The 19,326-nt window shown below is 64.7% G+C and carries 19 protein-coding genes; 11 read left to right on the top strand and 8 right to left on the bottom strand.

All coding sequences use genetic code 11. The annotated features are described in order from the left end of the window. The first annotated feature begins 25 nt into the window (after nt 1-25). A complete protein-coding gene (locus AC0NID_RS25590; protein ID WP_473452713.1) occupies nt 26-1,189 on the top strand; it encodes a hypothetical protein in 1,164 nt (387 codons plus the stop codon). Next, on the top strand, nt 1,176-1,808 hold the full coding sequence (locus AC0NID_RS25585) for a hypothetical protein (protein WP_473452715.1): 633 nt from the start codon (nt 1,176-1,178) through the stop codon (nt 1,806-1,808). Before AC0NID_RS25590 ends, AC0NID_RS25585 begins: the two co-directional genes overlap by 14 nt. Before the next feature lie 100 nt (nt 1,809-1,908). Here AC0NID_RS25585 and AC0NID_RS25580 read toward each other — a convergent pair whose 3' ends face one another. The 3 genes from AC0NID_RS25580 to AC0NID_RS25570 are packed head-to-tail and all read right to left on the bottom strand — an operon-like array spanning nt 1,909 to nt 4,079. After that, entirely contained in the window at nt 1,909-2,358 is a 450-nt protein-coding gene (locus AC0NID_RS25580) for a GtrA family protein (RefSeq protein ID WP_473452717.1), read from the bottom strand. Then, nucleotides 2,336-3,028, bottom strand: coding sequence for a class I SAM-dependent methyltransferase (locus AC0NID_RS25575; protein ID WP_473452719.1), 693 nt, complete (start codon nt 3,026-3,028; stop codon nt 2,336-2,338). Before AC0NID_RS25575 ends, AC0NID_RS25580 begins: the two co-directional genes overlap by 23 nt. Further along, entirely contained in the window at nt 3,003-4,079 is a 1,077-nt protein-coding gene (locus AC0NID_RS25570) for a glycosyltransferase family 2 protein (RefSeq protein ID WP_473453295.1), read from the bottom strand. Before AC0NID_RS25570 ends, AC0NID_RS25575 begins: the two co-directional genes overlap by 26 nt. 337 nt (nt 4,080-4,416) lie before the next feature. On the opposite strand from AC0NID_RS25570, the gene AC0NID_RS25565 reads away from it, so the two are divergent. The 6 genes from AC0NID_RS25565 (at nt 4,417) to lpxK (ending at nt 10,010) form a co-directional block, all read left to right on the top strand. Then, nucleotides 4,417-5,760 carry a TldD/PmbA family protein gene (locus tag AC0NID_RS25565; protein WP_473452721.1) on the top strand — a complete coding sequence of 448 codons (1,344 nt, stop codon included), beginning with the start codon at nt 4,417-4,419 and terminating at the stop codon, nt 5,758-5,760. Beyond that, nucleotides 5,747-6,553: a 3'(2'),5'-bisphosphate nucleotidase CysQ gene (locus tag AC0NID_RS25560; RefSeq protein WP_473452723.1), complete on the top strand. Its 807-nt coding sequence runs from the start codon at nt 5,747-5,749 to the stop codon at nt 6,551-6,553. The genes AC0NID_RS25565 and AC0NID_RS25560 overlap by 14 nt, the downstream gene beginning before the upstream one ends. A 74-nt stretch (nt 6,554-6,627) precedes the next feature. Next, a complete protein-coding gene (locus AC0NID_RS25555) occupies nt 6,628-6,873 on the top strand; it encodes a DUF4170 domain-containing protein (protein ID WP_473452725.1) in 246 nt (81 codons plus the stop codon). 5 nt (nt 6,874-6,878) lie between these two features. Next, nucleotides 6,879-7,667, top strand: a complete 789-nt coding sequence (locus AC0NID_RS25550; RefSeq protein ID WP_473452727.1) for a lysophospholipid acyltransferase family protein — start codon at nt 6,879-6,881, stop codon at nt 7,665-7,667. Next, nucleotides 7,664-8,980, top strand: coding sequence for a lipid IV(A) 3-deoxy-D-manno-octulosonic acid transferase (gene waaA, locus AC0NID_RS25545; RefSeq protein WP_473452729.1), 1,317 nt, complete (start codon nt 7,664-7,666; stop codon nt 8,978-8,980). The genes AC0NID_RS25550 and waaA overlap by 4 nt, the downstream gene beginning before the upstream one ends. A gap of 1 nt (nt 8,981) precedes the next feature. Then, the gene (gene lpxK / locus AC0NID_RS25540; protein WP_473452731.1) at nt 8,982-10,010 is read left to right on the top strand and encodes a tetraacyldisaccharide 4'-kinase; all 1,029 of its coding nucleotides are present in this window, start codon (nt 8,982-8,984) and stop codon (nt 10,008-10,010) included. Between the two features lie 61 nt (nt 10,011-10,071). On the opposite strand, the gene AC0NID_RS25535 is transcribed toward lpxK, so the two are convergent. Together AC0NID_RS25535 and AC0NID_RS25530 are read right to left on the bottom strand one after the other, a co-directional pair. Further along, nucleotides 10,072-10,305 (bottom strand): DUF2093 domain-containing protein, encoded by a 234-nt coding sequence (locus AC0NID_RS25535; protein ID WP_473452733.1) that lies wholly within the window; start codon nt 10,303-10,305, stop codon nt 10,072-10,074. A 365-nt stretch (nt 10,306-10,670) separates the two neighbouring features. Further along, a complete protein-coding gene (locus AC0NID_RS25530; protein ID WP_473452735.1) occupies nt 10,671-11,597 on the bottom strand; it encodes a LysR substrate-binding domain-containing protein in 927 nt (308 codons plus the stop codon). 90 nt (nt 11,598-11,687) lie between these two features. Here AC0NID_RS25530 and AC0NID_RS25525 point away from each other — a divergent pair, with 90 nt between their 5' ends. After that, nucleotides 11,688-12,581, top strand: a complete 894-nt coding sequence (locus AC0NID_RS25525) for a DMT family transporter (RefSeq protein WP_473452737.1) — start codon at nt 11,688-11,690, stop codon at nt 12,579-12,581. Between the two features lie 239 nt (nt 12,582-12,820). Here the strand turns inward: AC0NID_RS25525 and mutL are convergent, their stop codons facing one another. After that, nucleotides 12,821-14,680: a DNA mismatch repair endonuclease MutL gene (mutL, locus tag AC0NID_RS25520; protein ID WP_473453296.1), complete on the bottom strand. Its 1,860-nt coding sequence runs from the start codon at nt 14,678-14,680 to the stop codon at nt 12,821-12,823. An 81-nt stretch (nt 14,681-14,761) separates the two neighbouring features. Beyond that, complete coding sequence (locus AC0NID_RS25515; protein WP_473452739.1) at nt 14,762-15,664, bottom strand: LysR family transcriptional regulator; 903 nt, start codon at nt 15,662-15,664, stop codon at nt 14,762-14,764. 104 nt (nt 15,665-15,768) lie between these two features. Between AC0NID_RS25515 and AC0NID_RS25510 the strand changes: the two genes are divergently transcribed. Continuing rightward, nucleotides 15,769-16,758 (top strand): zinc-dependent alcohol dehydrogenase family protein, encoded by a 990-nt coding sequence (locus tag AC0NID_RS25510; protein ID WP_473452741.1) that lies wholly within the window; start codon nt 15,769-15,771, stop codon nt 16,756-16,758. Nucleotides 16,759-16,778: 20 nt separating this feature from the next. Here AC0NID_RS25510 and AC0NID_RS25505 read toward each other — a convergent pair whose 3' ends face one another. Then, nucleotides 16,779-17,681, bottom strand: a complete 903-nt coding sequence (locus AC0NID_RS25505; RefSeq protein ID WP_473452743.1) for a LysR substrate-binding domain-containing protein — start codon at nt 17,679-17,681, stop codon at nt 16,779-16,781. Nucleotides 17,682-17,773: 92 nt separating this feature from the next. Between AC0NID_RS25505 and AC0NID_RS25500 the strand changes: the two genes are divergently transcribed. Then, complete coding sequence (locus tag AC0NID_RS25500) at nt 17,774-19,324, top strand: trimethylamine methyltransferase family protein (protein ID WP_473452745.1); 1,551 nt, start codon at nt 17,774-17,776, stop codon at nt 19,322-19,324. The last annotated feature ends 2 nt before the right edge of the window (nt 19,325-19,326 follow it).

The following is a 19,326-nucleotide window of genomic DNA, read 5'->3' as shown; positions in this document are numbered from 1 at the left end:
GCCACTCGCATGGGTGGAGGCAGAGTTGGCGCTCGAAGATGTCGCGCGTCCGAACACTGGTGGTCGCTCTATTGCGGTAGCCGTCGCGGCGGTGCCGCTCCTGTTCGTTGTCAGCGGACTGGCCATTCGCTATGCGGCATTTGCTTCGGTATCGGCTGAACCAGGTTTCGCGGCTTATGCCCGTGCGCTCTGCCGGTGGGATTGCGCCTGGTATATTGGCATCAGCGAACAAGGTTACGAGCGCTTTCCCATTCCAGACCACAGCAATGTCGGTCGCTGGGGCTTCTTCCCGCTCTACCCGATGCTGGTGGCGGCGATCCGCGTTGTTTTCCCTTTCCAGACGATACTGGTCGCCACGATCACGTCCATCATTTGCAGCTACGCCGCCTGCCTGGTGGCATGGCCGCTGCTCGAGAAGAACATGCGGGCCTACATACTGTATTGCGCGTTTCTGCTCAGCGGCCCGTTCTCCTTCCACTTCACGACGTTCCTGACCGAACCTCTTTTCGTGCTCCTGACCTCGTGCGTTTTTCTGGCGCTCAAGCGCTCCAGCTATCTCGCCGTGGGCATCTCATCCGCGCTCCTGTCCGCAACGAGGCTCGTCGGGGTCTTTGTTGTGTTCGCGACCGTCATTCAGATGTTCAGGCAACACCGCCAGCAGCGCGGATCGACGCTGTCCTTCCCGCGCTGGGTGCTTGGCCGGCCGGATCTGCTCGTCGCTATTCTCATCTCGCCCGCCGGCTTGTTCGCCTACATCCTGTTTCTCTATGTCACGGTTGGGGACGGCTTTGCGTTCTTGCACGTGCAGCGCGCGTTTGGACGGGTGGCCGGCAACCCGCTCGTCTTTCTATGGGACGGGCTCTCGGCTGTTCCGACCACCGGGTGGCTGCCCACGGCGCCGCAATGGAGCGCGCTGGCCGCCGTCATCGGGCTGGCGCTGTCGGCGGTGCTGGTGGTCCGCAGGCAATATGGCGCCGCGCTGTTCTGCGCGCTCGGCATCATCCTGCCGCTGATCACCAACCTGGCCTCCATGGTCAGATACGTCGTTGGCCTTGCGCCTCTGACAATGTTGCTGGCCGCCCTGCTGTCGGCATCGAGGCTGACGTATCTGGCGGCTTTGGCTCTCTTCCTGACCACCTGTTATTTCCTGACCGTGGCGTGGATCGGAGGTTACCTTGCCCTGGTCTGACATTCCGGCCCCGTATCGGCGCGCCGCCTCGCTCGGCGGCTACGCGCTTGCGGCAGTTCTAGGGGCAGCCGAAATCGTCATCCTTGCGCTTGCTCTCAATCCGAACGTCAACGCCGATTATCGCGCCTTTTACATCGATCGGACGACGACCTGCCTCAACCGCGACGCCACCGGCAGCTACACACTTGGCCAGACGGTATCCTTCCGCAGCGACGGCGCCAAACAGGCGGCCAGCATAAAGGTCTGCGGCTGGTCGGGGTCGGCAGGCGACGGCACCCATTCCCTGGGCGAGACCTCGCGGCTTCGCCTGAAGATGCCGCCGCTCGGGCTCGGCTTGGCAGCCACGCTGCATATGGCCGCCGTCATTCGTCCACCACAGATCACGCAGAGGGTGGTGATCTCGGTGAACGGCGTTCAGGCGCATGCGGTGACTCTGTCGGGCAAGCAACCGCGAACGGTCTCGTTCGTCATTCCGCCGGCGGCGCTCGGCAAGGCCGATACACTGGAAATTGCGTTCGACTATCTCGACGGCATTCCGCCAACTCCGGCCGCCAGCAACATCTACAAACGCTCGATCAAGCTGGTGTCGTTCCGGCTGGACGCCATTGAGATGGATTAATGCATGTCGCCCAAAAGTGCGCAGCGGTTTTGGGATAACGACACGCATAAAAACAAGAACTTAAAGCGCGTTGCATGAATCCGTTCAAACGCGACGCGCTTTAGGTGGAGCGATCGCCTTGCGGGCCGGGCCTTCGCTGCGCAAAAACCCATCGGTCGAGCATCAGAAGATTGATCGCCGGAATGAGCGAGCATGTAACCAGAACGGCAATGATGGGCGGCAGGCCGAGTTTCGCCGTCAGAAGCGCCGGTGCCACATAAGCCACGGCGAAACCTGTCGCCGTCAGCAGGAGAAAACGCGGAGCTTCCGATCGATGCGATCCGCTCGACAGGAAGGTTACCGATTTGTGGGCGAGATACGAAAACACGGCGGCCGCGGCGTAGGCCGCAAGCGACGCCTGGACGGGCGTGAAGCCGATCCATCTGACCCAGGCGATGGCCAAGGCGGCATACAGGATCGTCGCGGCGATGCCGACCACCCCGAAGCGCGCCAGCAGCCTCAGTCCGGCGCCGGCGGTCGAACGGGCCTCAGACCTGCGCACTGCACGCATACTGGGCTCCAAGCGGCAGAGGTGCGAGCAGGCGCTCGACTTTCTTGGCGAAAGGCCGGGCCGACGGCAGCAGCAGGAAGTGCTCGGATCGGATATCGCTGAAGCCCGCCTCCCGGAAGAGGGACGCTGCCTTGGCGGCGTCGAGCAGGACGGCGTCCCGGTCGAACGGACACCGGAACACCGCGAGACGCGTCAGCGGATTATACGGATTGTGCTCGATGATGCAGGCGACGCCGCCCGGTCGCACGACGCGCCGCATTTCGCGGAAGAAATCGAGCCAGGAGACTGGCGCAACGTGATGGACGACGCAACTGGCGAAAGCCAGATCGAACGCACCGTCCTCATAGGGCAGGCTCGGCGTGGTGCAGGCCCTGTAGCTCACACCAGGATTGTCCTGGCCGGCGCGCAGGATCGAGTCCGCCGAGACGTCGCAGCCATCCAGGCTCTCGAACGCGCCTTCGAGATGAGGGTGGAGCGAACCGACGCCGCAGCCGACATCCAGCGCCCGCACACTCGCACCGCCCTGTCTAAGCCCTCGTTCGGCGACGAGACGCCTCAGCAAATCGGCCTTGGCGATCAGGAAGAAGTCGTGCCTGAGTCCGGAAAACCGGATGGATCCCGCGACCGCCTCGCCATAATTCGATTTATAGCTGTCGAAGAGTTCGGCCATCAGCCGAGGCTCCGTTCCTGGGTTTTCGAAACGATCGACGGCTGCCGTCAGGGGCGGCGGTGGCGCGTATGGCCTTGTCGAAGCCGGCGACCCGATCGATCACGTAAAGCGGACGGCGCTTTACCTCGGCGTGGATGCCGCCGACATACAGCCCGACCACGCCGGTCATGAAAAGATTGATGCCGCAAAGGAGCGACACGATCACCACGGTGGACGTCCAGCCGGCAATGATGCCGGTTTCAAAAACCCAGGCGAAGACGGCGTAGGCACCGAACGCCACCGCAAGCGCGGAGATCGCCAATCCGCCCCATAGCGCCATGCGCAACGGCTTCTCGGAAAAGCTGACGATGCCGTGAACGGCAAGGTTCATCATCTTCCAGAACGGATATTTGGTCTGGCCGAGGGTCCGCGCCGGGCGTTCGAAAGGCACCGCCGTCTGCTTGAATCCCATCCAGGCGAACATGCCCCTGACGAAGCGGTCGTGTTCGGGCATGTGCTTGAAGGTTTCCAGCGCCTTGCGCCCGACCAGGCGAAAGTCCCCGACGTCGCGCGGGATGTCGACCGACGTCACTTTCGCCAGCAAGCGGTAGAAAAGACTCGCTGTCAGGCGCTTGAACCAGGATTCGCCCTCGCGCTTGACGCGGCGCGCATAGACGATCTCGAAACCTTCCTGCCACTTCGCCACCAGATCGAGAACCACCTCCGGCGGGTCTTGCAGGTCGGCGTCCATGACGATGACGGCATCGCCGACAGCGGCGTCCATGCCGGCCGTGATCGCGATCTGATGCCCGAAATTGCGGGAAAGCTCGATCAGCCGGAAGCGCGGCTCGGCAGCGATCATCTTCCGAAGGTATTCGACGCTTCCATCGACGCTTCCGTCATCGACGAAGATCGCCTCAGCCTCTCCGTCCAGCCGGTCGATCAGGGAGCTGATCCGCTCAATCAGCCGAGGCAGCACTTCTTCTTCGTTGTATATTGGAAGGACCAGCGAGTACCGCGGCGGCGAAACGTTCACCGCAGTCCTGATGCTTGGGATCACAGAGTCTCGCATGCGATTGAAAATGGAACGCAAGCAACAAAGTTCCCGGGCTAACACAAGAAATTGCTAATTTAGTTATTTCGAGCAGAGTCCGATCATGAGCGGGAAAGGACATAGGCGGCGTTACCGCAATTGCATGTGATCGTGACAGGGCATCAGCGGGCTGTCGGCCAGTCCGAACCTGGCGCGAAGCAGCCCTTGAGGAACCGCGTCCATCATGCCGCCTGAAGCCGATGTCCGATGGCTGACCATCCCGCTTGCCACTTCTGCCATTGCACAAGCCACATCGGAACAATAGATGGTGCTGGGTGGCCGCCCTTATAGCCGGCGGAAAAACGGGATCATGTGCATGACGGATACGCTCGACGCAGCGAAATTGACCGACCGCGTCGCGGCCCTGGTCGAGGCCGCCAAGCGGGCCGGCGCCGACGCCGCCGACGCAGTTGCGGTGCGCGGCCGCTCGGCCGGCGTGTCGGTGAGGCTTGGCAAGGTCGAAGGTACCGAAGCGTCCGAGAGCGAGGATGTCTCGCTGCGCGTCTTCGTCGGCAAGCGGGTGGCGAGCGTCTCGGCGACCGCTGCCTCCGACCCGAAAGCGCTCGCCGAGCGCGCAGTTGCCATGGCCAAAGTCTCCCCTGAGGATCCCTATCAGGGCCTCGCCGATCCGGTCCTGCTGGTCGGCAAGCCGCGCGACCTGGATCTGTTCGACGCCACCGAAGTTTCAGCCGACCAGTTGAAGGAAGCAGCGCTCGCCGCGGAGGCGGCGGCTCTTGCCGTCAAGGGCGTCACCAATTCGGCGGGCAGCGGCGCCAGCGCCGGGCTCGGCGGGTTGGTGCTCGCCACCTCGCACGGCTTCGTCGGCCACTATGTCGCATCGCGCTTTTCGCGCTCGACCAGCGTCATTGCCGGCGAGGGCACCGGCATGGAGCGCGATTACGAATATTCCTCGCGCCAGCATTTCTCCGATCTCGACGCGCCGGAGGATATCGGCCGCAACGCCGGCGAACGCGCCGCGCGGCGTATCGGCGCCCGCAAGGCGGCGACCGGTCCGGTCGACGTGGTGTTCGACCCGCGCGTCGCCCGCGGCATCGCCGGCCATCTCGGCGCCGCCATCAACGGCGCGTCCGTCGCGCGCAAGACCAGCTTCCTGCGCGACATGATGGGCAAGCAGGTGGCTGCCGCCGCGATCACCGTCACCGACGATCCGCTCCGGCGCCGCGGCCAGGCCTCGCGCCCGTTCGACGGCGAAGGCATCGAGGGGGAAAAGCTGCTCATGGTCGAGAAGGGCGTTTTGAACCACTGGTTCCTGTCGACCTCGGCCGCGCGGGAATTGGGGCTGACCACCAACGGGCGCGGCTCGCGCAGCGGCTCCTCCGTCTCGCCGTCGTCGACCAACCTCGCCATCGAGCCGGGCGAGCGGACGCCCGAAGACCTCATCAAGTCGCTCAAATCGGGGTTTTACGTCACCGAAGTGTTTGGCCAGGGCGTCGACATGGTGACCGGCGAGTACAGCCGCGGCGCTTCCGGCTTCTGGATCGAGAATGGCGAGCTTGCCTATCCGGTCGCCGAGGTGACCATCGCCTCCAACCTGAAGACCATGTTTCTCAGCATGGTCCCGGCGAGCGACCTCGATCGCAATTTCGGCACCGCCGCGCCAACGCTTCTGATCGAAGGCATGACCCTTGCCGGAGCTTGACCAGGTCATATCCGCCGGGGCTCGTGAGGAACTGGCCATCCTGCGCGACGCTGCCCGTGAGGCGGGGGCCATCGCCATGCGTTATTTCGGCAACAACCCGCAAGTCTGGATGAAGGGCGGCACCTCGCCGGTCAGCGAGGCCGACCACGCCGCCGACGCCTATCTGCGCCAGACCTTGCTTGCGGCGCGGCCGGACTATGGCTGGCTCTCGGAGGAGACGGCCGACAATCCGGCAAGGCTTGCCGCCCGCCGCACCTTCGTCGTCGATCCGATCGACGGCACGCGCGGCTTCCTCGAAGGCCTTCGCTCCTGGTGCGTCAGCGTCGCGGTGGTCGAGGACGGCCGCACGCTTGCCGGCGTGCTCGAATGTCCGGCCATGGAGGAGACCTATTGGGCGCTGCCCGGCGAGGGCGCGTTCCTGAACGGCCGTCCCATTGCCGCGCGCCGCCCGGCGGCGACGGTCGACATTGGCGGACCGAAGCCGTTGATCGACCTGATGCCGGCGGAATGGCTGGGCCGCCTGAACCGCGTGTCCTATATTCCCTCGCTCGCCTACCGGCTGGCGATGGTCGCCAATGGCGCGCTGGACGCGACCTTCGTCAAACCCAACGCACATGACTGGGACATCGCCGCGGCGGACCTCATCTTGCACGAGGCCGGCGGCGCACTGCTGGACCAGAACGGCCGCGCGCCGCGCTATGCCGGCGAAGTGATCCGCCACGGCGCACTGGTTGCCGGCAGCGGCGAACTCCTCGCCGTCCTCTCGGGCGTCATCGCCGGGCTGGACAATTGAGCATTTTCAATGGTTCCAAAGTCGGCGGCTTTGGTCTAGACCTGTCACAAACTCACGATATGTGAAGGACCGACATGGCCGCGGAAGACGGAAAGAAGCAACTTTTGCACCTGGTGTTCGGCGGCGAACTCAAGAATCTGAGCGGGACCGAATTCCGCGACCTCGACGCGCTCGACATCGTCGGCATCTACCCGGATTATCAGTCCGCGCAAACGGCATGGAAGGCCAAGGCCCAAGCCAGCGTGGACAATGCCCATATGCGTTATTTCGTCGTTCACCTGCACCGGTTGCTCGACCCCGACAACAAGGCTGCCAGTTAACATCGATGGACCATGAAGCAGTGAAAGGGCTGGCCACGAGGTCCGCGGGCAGAAGGCGCCGTGGCGGCACCTCGAAGACATTCTGGCGCAGAATACGCGAACCGCTGGCGCAGTCGCGATTCGTCAAGAACGCCATCGCCAGTCTGTTCGCGCAGTTCGTTCGCCTCATCCGCCTGACCAACCGTGTGGTCGATGGATCGACGCAGATATCGGGCGGCGTCTACCGGCAGTTCGAACCGGGCATCATTGCACTGTGGCACGGTCAGCATCTTCTGACCCCGGCCTACTATCCCAAGGGGCGGCCGCTGGTCGCCATGGTGTCGCGCAGCGCCGACGCCGAGCTCAATGCGCTGATGCTCCAGAGGTTCGGCATCGAGGCGGTGCGCGGCTCGGGCGGGCGCCAAAACGCGAAGCATCTCGACAAGGGCGGCGCCAAAGCGTTGCTTGCCCTGAAAAAGTCGCTCGCCGCGGGCAAGAACGTCGCCATGATCGCTGACATCCCGCATGGCACGCCGCGCGACGCCGGGCATGGCATTGTTCTCCTGGCGCGGCTTTCGGGCCGGCCGATCCTGCCCTCCGCCATCGCCACCAGCCGCCGCAAGGTGCTGGAGCGCAGCTGGGACAAGACCACGATCAATCTGCCGTTCGGCCGCTCCTCGATCGTCGTGGGAGCGCCGGTGTTCGTTCCGGCCGACTCGGATGAGGCCGAAATGGAACGCAAGCGCCAGGAGGTCACGGCCGCGCTCAACGCCGTGACCGCCGAGGCCTACCGCCTCGTGGATGGCGCGAAATGAGCGAGCGCTGGGCGCGCACCTTCCTGACGGCGTATCGTTTCGCAGGCGCAGCCGTCTATCCGATGATCGGGCCTTATGTCGCCTGGCGCACCTCCAGGGGCAAGGAAGACCGAATTCGCCGCCGCGAGCGCTATGGCATCGCCGGGCGCGAGCGCCCGAAGGGGCCGCTGATCTGGATCCATGCGGCGAGTGTCGGCGAGACCATCGCCGTCGTGCCGCTGGTCGAGAGCATCCTCGACTACGGCGTCAACATCGTGCTGACGACGGGGACCGTCACCTCCGCGCAGGTTGCCGACGAGCGGCTCGGCGACCGCATCATCCACCAATATGTGCCACTCGACCTCAAGCCGGCGGTCAGCCGCTTCCTCGACCATTGGCGGCCGGATTTGGCGATCATCGCCGAATCGGAGATCTGGCCGATGACCATCCTGGAGCTCGGCGCGCGCCGTGTGCCGCAGGTGCTGGTCAATGGCAGGTTGTCGGACCGTTCGTTCAAATCCTGGAAGAAGCGCGCCAACATCGCCGAGGCGCTGTTCGAGAATCTCGCCCATGTCGTCGCCCAGTCGGAAATCGACGGCGAACGCTTCCTCTCGCTCGGCGCCCGGCCGGTCACCGTGTCCGGTAATCTCAAGGTCGACACCACGCCGCCGCCTGCCGATGAAAGGGCGCTGTCGGCGCTGAAGCGCCAGATCGGCACCCGCCCGACCTGGGCGGCGATCTCGACCCATGACGGCGAGGAGGTGGTGGCCGCTGAAGTTCACGCGACACTGCACAGGCGTCACCGCGGCCTTTTGACGATCGTCGTGCCGCGCCATCCCGATCGCGCCGAAGCGCTTGCCGTGCAGATTTCCGGCATGGGCCTGAAAGTGGTACGGCGCAGCAAGGGCGACAGGATCACCGCCGACACGGACATTCTGCTCGGCGACACGATCGGCGAGATGGGGCTTTATCTCAGGCTGACGGAAATCGCCTTCGTTGGCCGTTCGCTCACCTCCGAGGGCGGCCAGAACCCGCTGGAGCCGGCCATGCTCGACACGGCGGTGCTGGCCGGCCGCAATGTCCAGAATTTTCGCGAGGCCTATCAGCGGCTACTCGACAGCGGCGGCGCCAAGCTGGTGCGCGACCGCGACATGCTGGCCGGCGCCGTCAATTTCCTTTTGACCAACGAGGTGGCGCGCCACGAGATGATGGCCGCTGGTGCGGCGACCGTCGACGAGATGCGCGGCGCCTTGGCCTGCACGCTGAAATCACTCGAACCCTACATCCAGCCATTGGTCGTCAAGTCGCGCCTGCAGGGCGCCAACGGCCGCTGAAGTGGCCAGCGAAGCACCACCCTTCTGGTGGGAGGAGCCGGACTGGCGGGCGCTGGCGCTGGCGCCGCTGTCCGCGATCTATGCCCTCGTTGCCGGCCGCCGCATGCGCTCGGCCGCGCGCGAAAAGATCGGCGCGCCGGTGCTGTGCGTCGGCAATTTCACCGTCGGCGGCACCGGCAAGACGCCGGTGGCGATCGCGCTGGCCGGACAGGCCAGGCGCATGCGGCTCAATCCCGGTTTCCTGTCGCGCGGCCATGGCGGCTCGTTCGCGCGGCCGCATGTCGTCGATCCGCATCACGACGCCGCCAGGCATGTCGGCGACGAGCCGTTGCTTCTGGCCGAACACGCGCCGGTCGCGGTGACGCCGAACCGGGCCGCCGGCGCGCGGCTTCTGATGGAAAAACATGGCTGCGATTTCCTGATCATGGATGACGGATTCCAGAGTGCGCGCATCCATATCGACTACGCGCTGGTCGTCGTCGACGCGCGCTACGGCGTCGGTAATGGCCGCGTCATCCCTGGCGGTCCGCTCAGGGCAAACATCGTCGACCAGCTGGTTTTCACTAGCGCGCTGCTGAAGATGGGCGAGGGCATTGCGGCCGATGCGGTTGTCCGCCAGGCGGCGCGCGCCGGCCGGCCGATCTTCGAGGCGCATACGCGGCCAAGCAACAAGGCGGGGCTGGCCGGCAAGCGGTTTCTGGCCTTTGCCGGCATCGGCCATCCCGACAAATTCTTCGACACGGTCCGTGAGGCCGGCGGTGAAGTCGCGCTGACCCGGTCGTTTCCTGATCATCATTTCTATGGCAAGGACGAGCTTGCCGAATTGGCAACGACGGCGCGCCGTGCCGGGCTTGGCCTCATCACCACCGCCAAGGACGCCGCCCGGCTGCGCCACGACGCCGCGCCCGCCGATTTCCTCGGACAGCTCGACGTGCTGGCGATCGACACCGTGTTCGATCCCGACCACGTGCCCGAACGCATCATCGACGAAACGCTGGATGCCTGGCGGCAGCGCAAGCTGGGGGGGTGAAGCGAAAGACTTTCGGCGTTGCGACGGCAGAACCTTCTGCGGAGATGCTGGCGGTTCCGGCTTACCGCCGGCTGCGCAGTTCGGGATGCGCTTCGACCTCGCGGCGCAGCGACGCGGCGGCACTGACATAGGGTTCCTGCCTGGCGACGCTCCAGTATTTGAGCTCATCGAGCGGGATGCTTTCGCCGGTGACCGCGCAGCGCACGAAGGCGCCAGGGCTGGTCACCTGGAAGTCGCCGTCGAGGTAGCGGATACGGGCTTCCTTGCCGCCGGGGCCTTCGAAACGGTTCATCATGACATGGCGCCAAGGTTCATGACGATGTCATCGCCACAAATTGCGGACAAGGTCAAGCTTGGATCGAGACGAAGCGGTGATGGATTTGGCAGGCGCCGTCGGCGAAGCTGCCGATCTCCCCCGCAAGGGGGGAGATCGGATGTCGCTTCGGCTTTCGCCGACCACCAACGCAGGCGGGCAAGGGGCAGCGCCAACCTGAAGCGATTGGCCGGAGGCACAGCATATTTGTTCTTGCTTTGTGCCGGCAGTTATGCTAGTAATTGCGACATGGTGCTGATTTGCACCTGCGATCCGCCGCCGAGGCGGGTTTTTTGTTTCAGGCCTCAGTGCCATCCCTCAAGCCGGCAAAGTGGATGCCCGGCATCTTACTGCTCGGCTACGATGAAATCCTCGATCTTCTCCGCCGCCAGCCCGGCCTGGAGGGCGATGCGCCGCGCAAGCTCGGCGGCGGCGGCGCGCGGTCGTCCTGCAGGCCGGTCGAGCCAGTAGGATATCGGGCTCAGCACGATGCGGTCGTCGACGGCGGCGATGCGGCCTGACGTCAGTTGATGCTTGGTCATCGGCGGCCGCGCCAGCGCGATGCCGAGGCCATGGGCTGCAGCGTCGAGCACCAGATTGTAGTCTTCGAAGCGGCGGTCCTGCGGACGCGGGCGATAGTCCATGTCCTGCGCGGCAAACCAGGCGCGCCAGGCTGAGGCGTCCGAATCGTTGATCAGCGGGAATTTGAGCAGCCGGGCAGGGTCGCCGCGGCCGATCTCCCTGGCGAGGTCCGGCGAGGCGATCGGGAAGACATGTTCCTCGAAAAGCTGGACCGAGACGCGGCCCGGGATGCGGCCGCGGCCGCAGCGGATCGACAGGTCGATGCCTTCGTCGGCAAGATCGGCCTGGCGGTTATCGACGTCAAGCACGATGCGCAGCTTGCTGGGGTTGTTCTCAAGCGCGGCCATGCGCGGCATCAGCCACAGCCCGCTGACCGAGGGGATAGAGGTCAGCCGCACCACGGCGGTGCCGCGCGGCTCGATCCAGCGGTCCGAATTGCTTGCGATCAGCGCGAAGGCTTCGCTGGTGCGCAGATGCAGCCGGTTGCCTTCGATCGTGAGTGAAACGCCGCGCGCGCCGCGATCGAAAACCTTGAGCCCGAGCCAGTCCTCGAGCTTGGCGATCTGCCGGCTGACGGCGCCATGGGTGATGTTGAGTTTTTCGGCGGCGGCCGAAAAACTGCCTGTCCGCGCCGCGGCGTCGAAGGCGCGCAGGGTTTCGAGCGGCAGCATCGTGTCTGAGCTGTGATCCATAGTCACAGCTCACTCTCGATTTGGTCGTTTGTCAACCGGCCGGTAGTAGCGTTTCCTGTCTCTATGGCATCGAAGAGCGAGGACAGCGAGATGAGCGCTTACACCGGCACGTTGAATTCGACACAGCGGATGGATACCACGGCGGCCATCGCGGTGGCTCTGACGGTGGTCGGCTGGGCATCCGCCTTCCCGGCGATCCGTGCCGGCCTCGTCGCTTTCGGGCCGCTGGAACTCGGCGCGCTGCGCTTCGCCATCGCGGCGGTGCCGGCGGCGATCTTCCTCGCGATCAAGCGGCCGGCGCTGCCCCAGCTCGACGAGTTGTGGCGCTTTGCGGTCGGTGGCGTCGTCTTCGTCGCGCTCTACACGGCAATGCTCAATTTCGGCGAGCTGACCGTCTCGGCGGGTGCTGCCGGCTTCATCATCAACGTGAGCCCGATCTTCACCGCCGTCATGGCGATGGCGCTGCTCGGCGAACGCTTTTCGGGCATGGCCTGGGCCGGCACAGCCATCTCCTTCGCCGGAATCGGCATCATCGCGATGGGTGAGGGGCAGGGTCTGCATTTCAACACCGGCGCGCTGCTGGTGCTGGGTTCGGCGCTCTGCTCGGCGGTCAACACCATCGTCCAGAAGCCTTTGTTTGCCCGTCACCATCCGCTCACCATTTCGGCCTCCAACATGGTGCTCGGCGCGCTCTGCCTGTTGCCTTTCCTGCCGAGCGGCCTGGCGCAGGCGGCTGTTGCCGATACCGCCGGCCTCGGCGCCGTCATCTTTCTCGGCATCGTGCCAAGCCTGATAGCCTATGCCGCCTGGGCAACAGCACTTTCCCGTCTGCCTGCAGCCCGTGCCTCGAACTTCCTCTACCTGGTTTCGCCGGTGGCGACGCTGATCGGCTTCTTCTGGCTGGGCGAAGTGCCGACGCTGCTCGGCATTCTCGGTGGCGCGCTGGCGCTGGGCGGCGTCATCGTGGTGAATTTGAAGAGGTGAATCAGAGGGTTGGAGGGCTTGCTTGAATCAAAAAGAGCCGTATCGAACGGCTCTTTTTGATTTCCCCTCTCCGGTTTGCTTCGCAAATCACCTCTCCCACTTTGTGGGGCGAGGAACCCAGGTTTCCAAGGTCGCGGCTTTGGCGATTAGTATATCCTCGTCCCCACGACAGTGGGGGAGAAGTGGCCGCGGAGCGGCCGGAGAGGGGGTCGCGCCAGCGGATCTCGTAAGCCGCAACCTCACCGCCGCCCAAACAGCCGCTCAATATCGGCAAGCTTGAGCTCGATATAGGTCGGGCGGCCGTGGTTGCAGGTGCCGGATCCCGGCGTCGCCTCCATCTGGCGCAGCAGCGCATTCATCTCTTCTGCCTTGAGCAGGCGGCCGGATCGCACCGAGCCATGGCAGGCCATGGTCGCGGCTATCCTGTCCAGCCGCTCCTTCAGCGTGTCGATCGTGTCGTTGTCGGCGATCTCGTCGGCAAGGTCGCGCACCAGCTGCTGGACATTGGTTTCGCCAAGCATCGACGGCGTTTCGCGCACGGCGACCGCACCCGGGCCGAAGCGCTCGATGGCGAGACCGAATCGGGCCAGCGTTTCGGAATGCGTGGCAAGCCGCTCGGCATCCTCTTCGGCCAAGTCGACGATCTCGGGCAGAAGCAGCATCTGCGACGGCACGGCGCGCGACTGCAGCGCGTTCTTCAGCGCCTCGTAGACCAGCCGTTCATGCGCCGCATGCTGGTCGACGATGACAAGCGAATCCGTGGTCTGAGCGACGATGTAGTTCTCATGCACCTGCGCGCGTGCGGCGCCCAGCGCCATGCCGAGCAGCGCCTCCGCCGCGTCGTCTTGCCCGGCCCGCGCGTCGGCGCTGTGAAGCGGTCCGGCGTCGAACGCCGCCTGGTCGTTTTCGCCGAAGCCGCCATTTGCAAATTCCATATCCAGAGGCCGCTGCGGCGAGCGGGAAGGGTCGAAACCGGCGGAGCCCGAGGCCCGATAGGCCGCTTCGTAGCTGCGGTGGCCGTTGGCCGGTCCTGAATGCGCATAGGACGCCGCGCCCGGTCGGAACGCCGCCATCATGCCGGCTGCCCCGGTGGTGGCGGCGCGGATGCCGGCATTGGCGAGCGCCTCGCGGATGGCGCCGACGATCAGTCCGCGCACCAGTCCCGGATCGCGAAAGCGGACGTCGGCCTTGGCCGGATGGACGTTGACATCGACGATGGCCGGATCGAGCGTCAGGAACAGCACCGTCACCGCATGGCGGTCGCGCGGCAGCACGTCGGCGAAGGCGCCACGGATGGCGCCGGCAATCAACTTGTCGCGCACCGGCCGGCCGTTGACATAGGCGTATTGCTGCAGCGCGTTGGCGCGGCTGAAGGAGGGGATCGAAACGTGGCCGGCGAGATGCACGCCGTCGCGCATGGCGTCGATGGCAACGGCATTGTCCGGAAAGTCGGCGCCCATCACCTGCGCGACGCGGCGCAGCCGGCCTTCAGGGCTGTCGTTGGCCGCCGAAAGGTCCAGCGTCGAACGGTCGGAGCCGGCCAGCGTGAAGCGCACGGCGGGGAAGGCAATCGCAATGCGCTTGACCACGTCGCTTATAGCCGAGCTTTCGGCGCGCTCGCCCTTCATGAATTTGAGCCGCGCCGGCGTGGCGAAGAACAGGTCGCGCACCTCGACCGTGGTGCCGCGATTGGCGGCCGCCGGCTTGACCGCGGACACGCGGCCGCCCTCGATGCCGATCTCGGCGGCGCTGTCGCCCGACGCCGTGCGCGAGCGGATCGACAGCCGCGCCACCGAGCCGATCGACGGCAGCGCCTCGCCGCGAAAGCCGAGCGAGCGGATGTCGTGGATGTCCTCAGTGAGCTTCGAGGTGCAATGGCGTGCGATCGCCAGCGCCAGTTCCGGCTCGGGAATGCCCGAGCCGTCGTCGGTGACACGGATCAGGTTCAGCCCGCCACCGGCGGTGACGATCTCGACCCTGGTGGCACCCGCATCGAGTGCGTTCTCGACCAGTTCCTTGACCACGCTTGCCGGACGCTCGATGACTTCGCCGGCGGCGATTTGGTTGATCATCGTTTCGGAAAGCTGGCGGATGGGCATGCGGGCACTATAGGCGGATTCGTGGCCCATGCGGGAGGGGCAGAATTGCGGAATCCGCGCCGCTCACCGCGATCCTGCATGTCACGTCATGAGCTTGGGCAGTGTTGCCGCCAGCGCATCGACAGCGAGACGGACCTTCAGCGGCAAGTGAGGCGTCTGCAGCCATAGCGCATAGGCGTCGTAAAGAAATCCCGGCTGTTCCGGCAACAGCACAACAAGCGCGCCGGTCTGAATGCGCTCGCGGACAAGCCAGTATGGAAGCCAGGCAAGCCCCATGCCGGCTGCCGCAGCGTCTGCGATCGCGTCGAGATCGTCGAGCCGCAACCGGCTGACCGGCATGACCTCCGCCGCAGGCTCGCCGTTGCGTGGAAACAGCCACGGTTGAACGACACGGTTAGAACGGCGGTAGAGGATGGCCTGGTGCCGGCCGAGATCCTCTATCAGACGCGGCGACCCGTACATCTCGAGGTAGGATGGCGACGCGCAGACGACCATGCGCTGGCGCGCGACGCGACGCGCCATCACTCCGGCCCGATCCTCCAGAGTGCCGGTCCGGATGGCAAGGTCGCAGCCATCCTCTGCAAGATCGGCGATCGGGTCGCTGAACGACAGATCGAGTTCGAGCTTGGGATGCTGCCGCGCAAGCTCCAGCAGGATCGGGGCAACGCAGCGCCGGCCGAAGTGCACGGGCATGATGACGCGCAGCTTTCCGCGTGGTTCGGAAAGTTGATCGGCTGCGAGGGCATCCGCCGCGTCGGCCTCCGCGAGCACCATCCGGCAGCGCTCATAATAGGCGCGCCCGAAGTCGGTCAGGTTCTGGCGGCGTGTGGTCCGGTTGATGAGGCGCACGCCCAGACGCTCTTCGAGAAACCGGACATGCTTGCCGACCATCGGTCCGGACAGATCGAGAGCGGCAGCCGCCGTCGCGAACGAGCCCAGGTCGACGGCTTTGACGAACACGGCCATGCTCGTAAGGCGATCCATATTCGAAACTTCCAGTTTCTACTGTTCTGCTCTCAAGGCAATTTATCGTCGATGCGCTCGCTGGCATAGCATATTCGGTTCAAATGTTTTTGAGTTACGACTGGATGCCGCGCGTTGTTCGCTTCCATGAGCTTGGTGGTCCCGAGGTTCTGCGCATTGAGAATGTCGATATTCCTGCGCCCGGTCGGGGCGAGATTCAGATCCGAGTCAAGGCGTTGGGGCTCAACCGGGCCGAGGCGCTGATGCGTTCGGGCACTTATATCCAGACGCCGCAATTGCCTTCCGGTCTTGGCCTTGAGGCCGCGGGTATCATCGAAACGATCGGCGAAGGCGTGGACGGGTTCGCGCCAGGTGAGGCCGTCAGCGTCGTTCCGCCATTATCGATGGCCCGCTGGCCTGCCTATGGCGAGATCGCCACCTATCCGGCCGCGCTCGTGGTCAAGCACCCGCCATCGCTCAGCTGGGCAGCGGCCGCAGCCGTCTGGATGCAATACCTCACTGCCTATGGCGCACTGATCGACATCGCCAGGCTCCGCAGGCAGGACTTTGTCGTCATCACCGCGGCATCGAGCAGTGTCGGACTCGCCGCGATCCAGATTGCCAATATGGTTGGTGCGACGCCGATCGCGGTCACTCGGACATCTGCCAAGAAGCAGGCCCTGCAGGAGATCGGCGCCGCTCATGTCATCGCTTCAGCGGAGGAAGATCTAGAGGCCCGGCTGAAGGAGATCGCCGGGCCGGAGGACATCCGAGTGGTGTTTGACGCAGTCGGCGGTCCGATTTTCGAGCCTCTGACGGCCGCGATGGCACGAGGTGGCATTCTCATCGAATATGGCGGCTTGAGCCCCGAGCCGACGCCGTTCCCGCTGCCTGCAGTGCTGGCGAAGACGCTGACGCTGCGCGGCTATCTTGTCCATGAAATCACCGGCGATCCGGCGAAGTTGGAGGCTGCCAAGGCGTTCATTTTCGACGGATTGATGTCAGGTGCGCTAAAGCCGGCAATTGCCAGAGCCTTTGCGTTCGACAAGATTGTCGAGGCGCATCGCTTTCTCGAGTCGAACGAACAATTCGGCAAGATTGTCGTGACGGTTTGACCGAGCAGTGATGGAATACCTCACGCCTGCGCGGCCAGCCAGTCCCGCACCTTGCGGGCATTGTCGCTGAGCTCGCGGTTCCTCGGCCAGATGACATGAAAGCCCTTGCCGGTCGTCATCGTGTGGCCGGTGACGCGCACCAGCAGTCCCGATGCCAGCAGCCGCTCGGCAAGGTGCCGCCAGCCGAGCGCGATGCCTTGCCCCTCCATGACCGCCTGGATCACCAGCGCATAGTCGTTGATGCGCAAGCCGCGCCCGGCATCGGTGATGTTGACCCCGGCAGAGGCGAACCACTCCTCCCAGCTCGCCGCCTCGCGAAACGGTTCCTCGAGATGGATGAGGCGGTGCGCGGCAAGAGCCTCGACGGTGTCGGGCAGTCCGAACCGCGCGACATAGCTGGCGCCGGCGACCGGGAAGATTTCCTCATCGGCCAGCGGCAGCGAGTGGTAGTCGGCCCATTCCCTGGGTTCGCCGCCGCGCACGCCGAGCGGGATGTCTTCGGCGATGATGTCGAGATCGCGATCGGCGGTCTGGATGCGCAAGTCGACGCCCGGCAATTCGTCGCGAAACTGCTGCAGGCGCGGCATCATCCAGAAGGAGCCGAAAGCGGTCGACGCCGCAAGCGTCACATGGCGGCCGGTCGCCTGCAGGCGCAGATCCTCCGCCGACTTGCGGATATGCGACAGACCGAGCGAAACGTCGGCGTGGAAGCGGTCGCCGGCTTCGGTAAGGCTGACCTGTCGATGACGGCGCTGGAATAGCTTGGCGCCGAGCTGCTCTTCGAGGCCGCGGATCGCGTAGGACACGGCAGCCTGCGTCATGCCGAGTTCCCGCCCGGCGGCGGTGAAGCTCGACAGCCGCCCGGCGGCTTCGAAAACGATCAGGCTGCCGGCGGAGGGCAGCAGGTGGCGCAGGTTTCGCATAAGCTGACCTTATACAAGAGATCAGGATTTTCCAACGTCACAGCGATATTTCGTCTCGCTAAATTGACTGTCTCTGGGAGGATGGAGTTGCCATGAACGCACCGGCCGCCGAAGTAACCGAACACGCCAGCCGTCGGGCGGGTGGCCGCCTGGGGCGCAAGGCGCTGCGGGGAACGCCCATGGCGTCGTTTCCGACCCTGGTCCGTAAGATCCCGGTCTATCAGATGGTCCCGGACGAGGCGGTGGAGCTGATCCACCAGGAGTCGCTCTCGATCCTCGAAGAGGTGGGATGCGAGTTCCGCGACGACGAGGCCATTGCAATGTGGAAGGCCGCGGGAGCCGATGTCTCGGACACAAGGGTCCGCATCGACCGCGCCCTCCTGATGGAGCTCGTATCGAAGGTCCCTTCGGAATTCACGCTCAATGCGAGGAATCCGCAGCGTTCGGTACGCGTAGGTGGAAACAACTCCATCTTCGTGCCGATGTATGGCGCTCCCTACGTGCGCGACCTCGACAACGTCAGGCGCTACGGCACGCTCGCCGACCTCAACAATTTCCACAAGCTCGCCTACATGGCGCCGGCGCTGCACTCGTCGAGCTCGATCATCTGCGAGCCGATGGAAATCCCGGTGCCGAAGCGTCACCTCCACATCATCCATTCGGCGCTGAAGCACTCCGACAAGCCCTTCATGGGCATTGTCACGTCCAAGGATCGCGCCGAAGACACGATGGCGATGGCAGGCGTCGTGTTCGGCGAGGATTTTGTCCGCGACAACCCGGTGCTGGTGGCGATCACCAACTGCAATTCGCCACTGGTATGGGATGCCACGATGCTGGATGCGATGAAGGTCTATGCGCGTCACAACCAGCCGCTGATCCTCGCGCCCTTCGCGCTGTGCGGCGCCTCGACTTCGGCCTCTGCGGTCGGCGCGGTCGCGCAGGTCAATGCGGAAGCGCTGGCAGGCATCGCGTTCACGCAGCTCCTGCGTCCGGGTTCGCCGCAGATCTACGGACAGTTCATGGTTACGGTCGACATGAAGACCGGCGCTCCCATGGGCGGCACGCCCGAGGCCGCCCAGATGATGTATCTGATGGGCGCTCTGGCGCGGAAATACAAACTGCCGTGGCGCACCTCCGGCTTCCATGTCGGCTCGAAGCTGAACGATGCCCAGGCGGGCTACGAGGCGAACATGCTGATGCATGCCGCCATCCTTGCCGGCGCCAACTACATCTGGCACTCCGCCGGATGGCTCGAGGCCGGCCTGACCTGCGGCTATTCGAAATTCGCCACGGACTGCGAACAGCTCGTCGGCTGGTACAAATATGCGGGCGGGCTCCCCTTCGACGACTTCAAGGAGGCCATGGCGGCGATCCGCGAGGTCGGGCCGCAGGGCCATTTCCTCGGCACCCAACACACGCTCGAGCATTTCGAGTCCGCCTTCTTCATACCCAGCATCATGGACTTCAATTCGTACGAACAGTGGAAGGCTGAAGGGGCAAAGGACCACGACACCCGCGGCCGCGAGAAAGCGCGCAACATGCTTGCGGACTATGAGGAGCCGAAGCTCGACGAGGGCATCGCCGAGGGTCTCGAGGATTTGATCGCGCGACGCGAGGAGAAGCTGCCGGACAGCGTTAGTTAATA

The organism is Mesorhizobium sp. WSM4821 (assembly GCF_055901555.1).
This window is presented reverse-complemented; position numbering and strand designations above follow the sequence as displayed.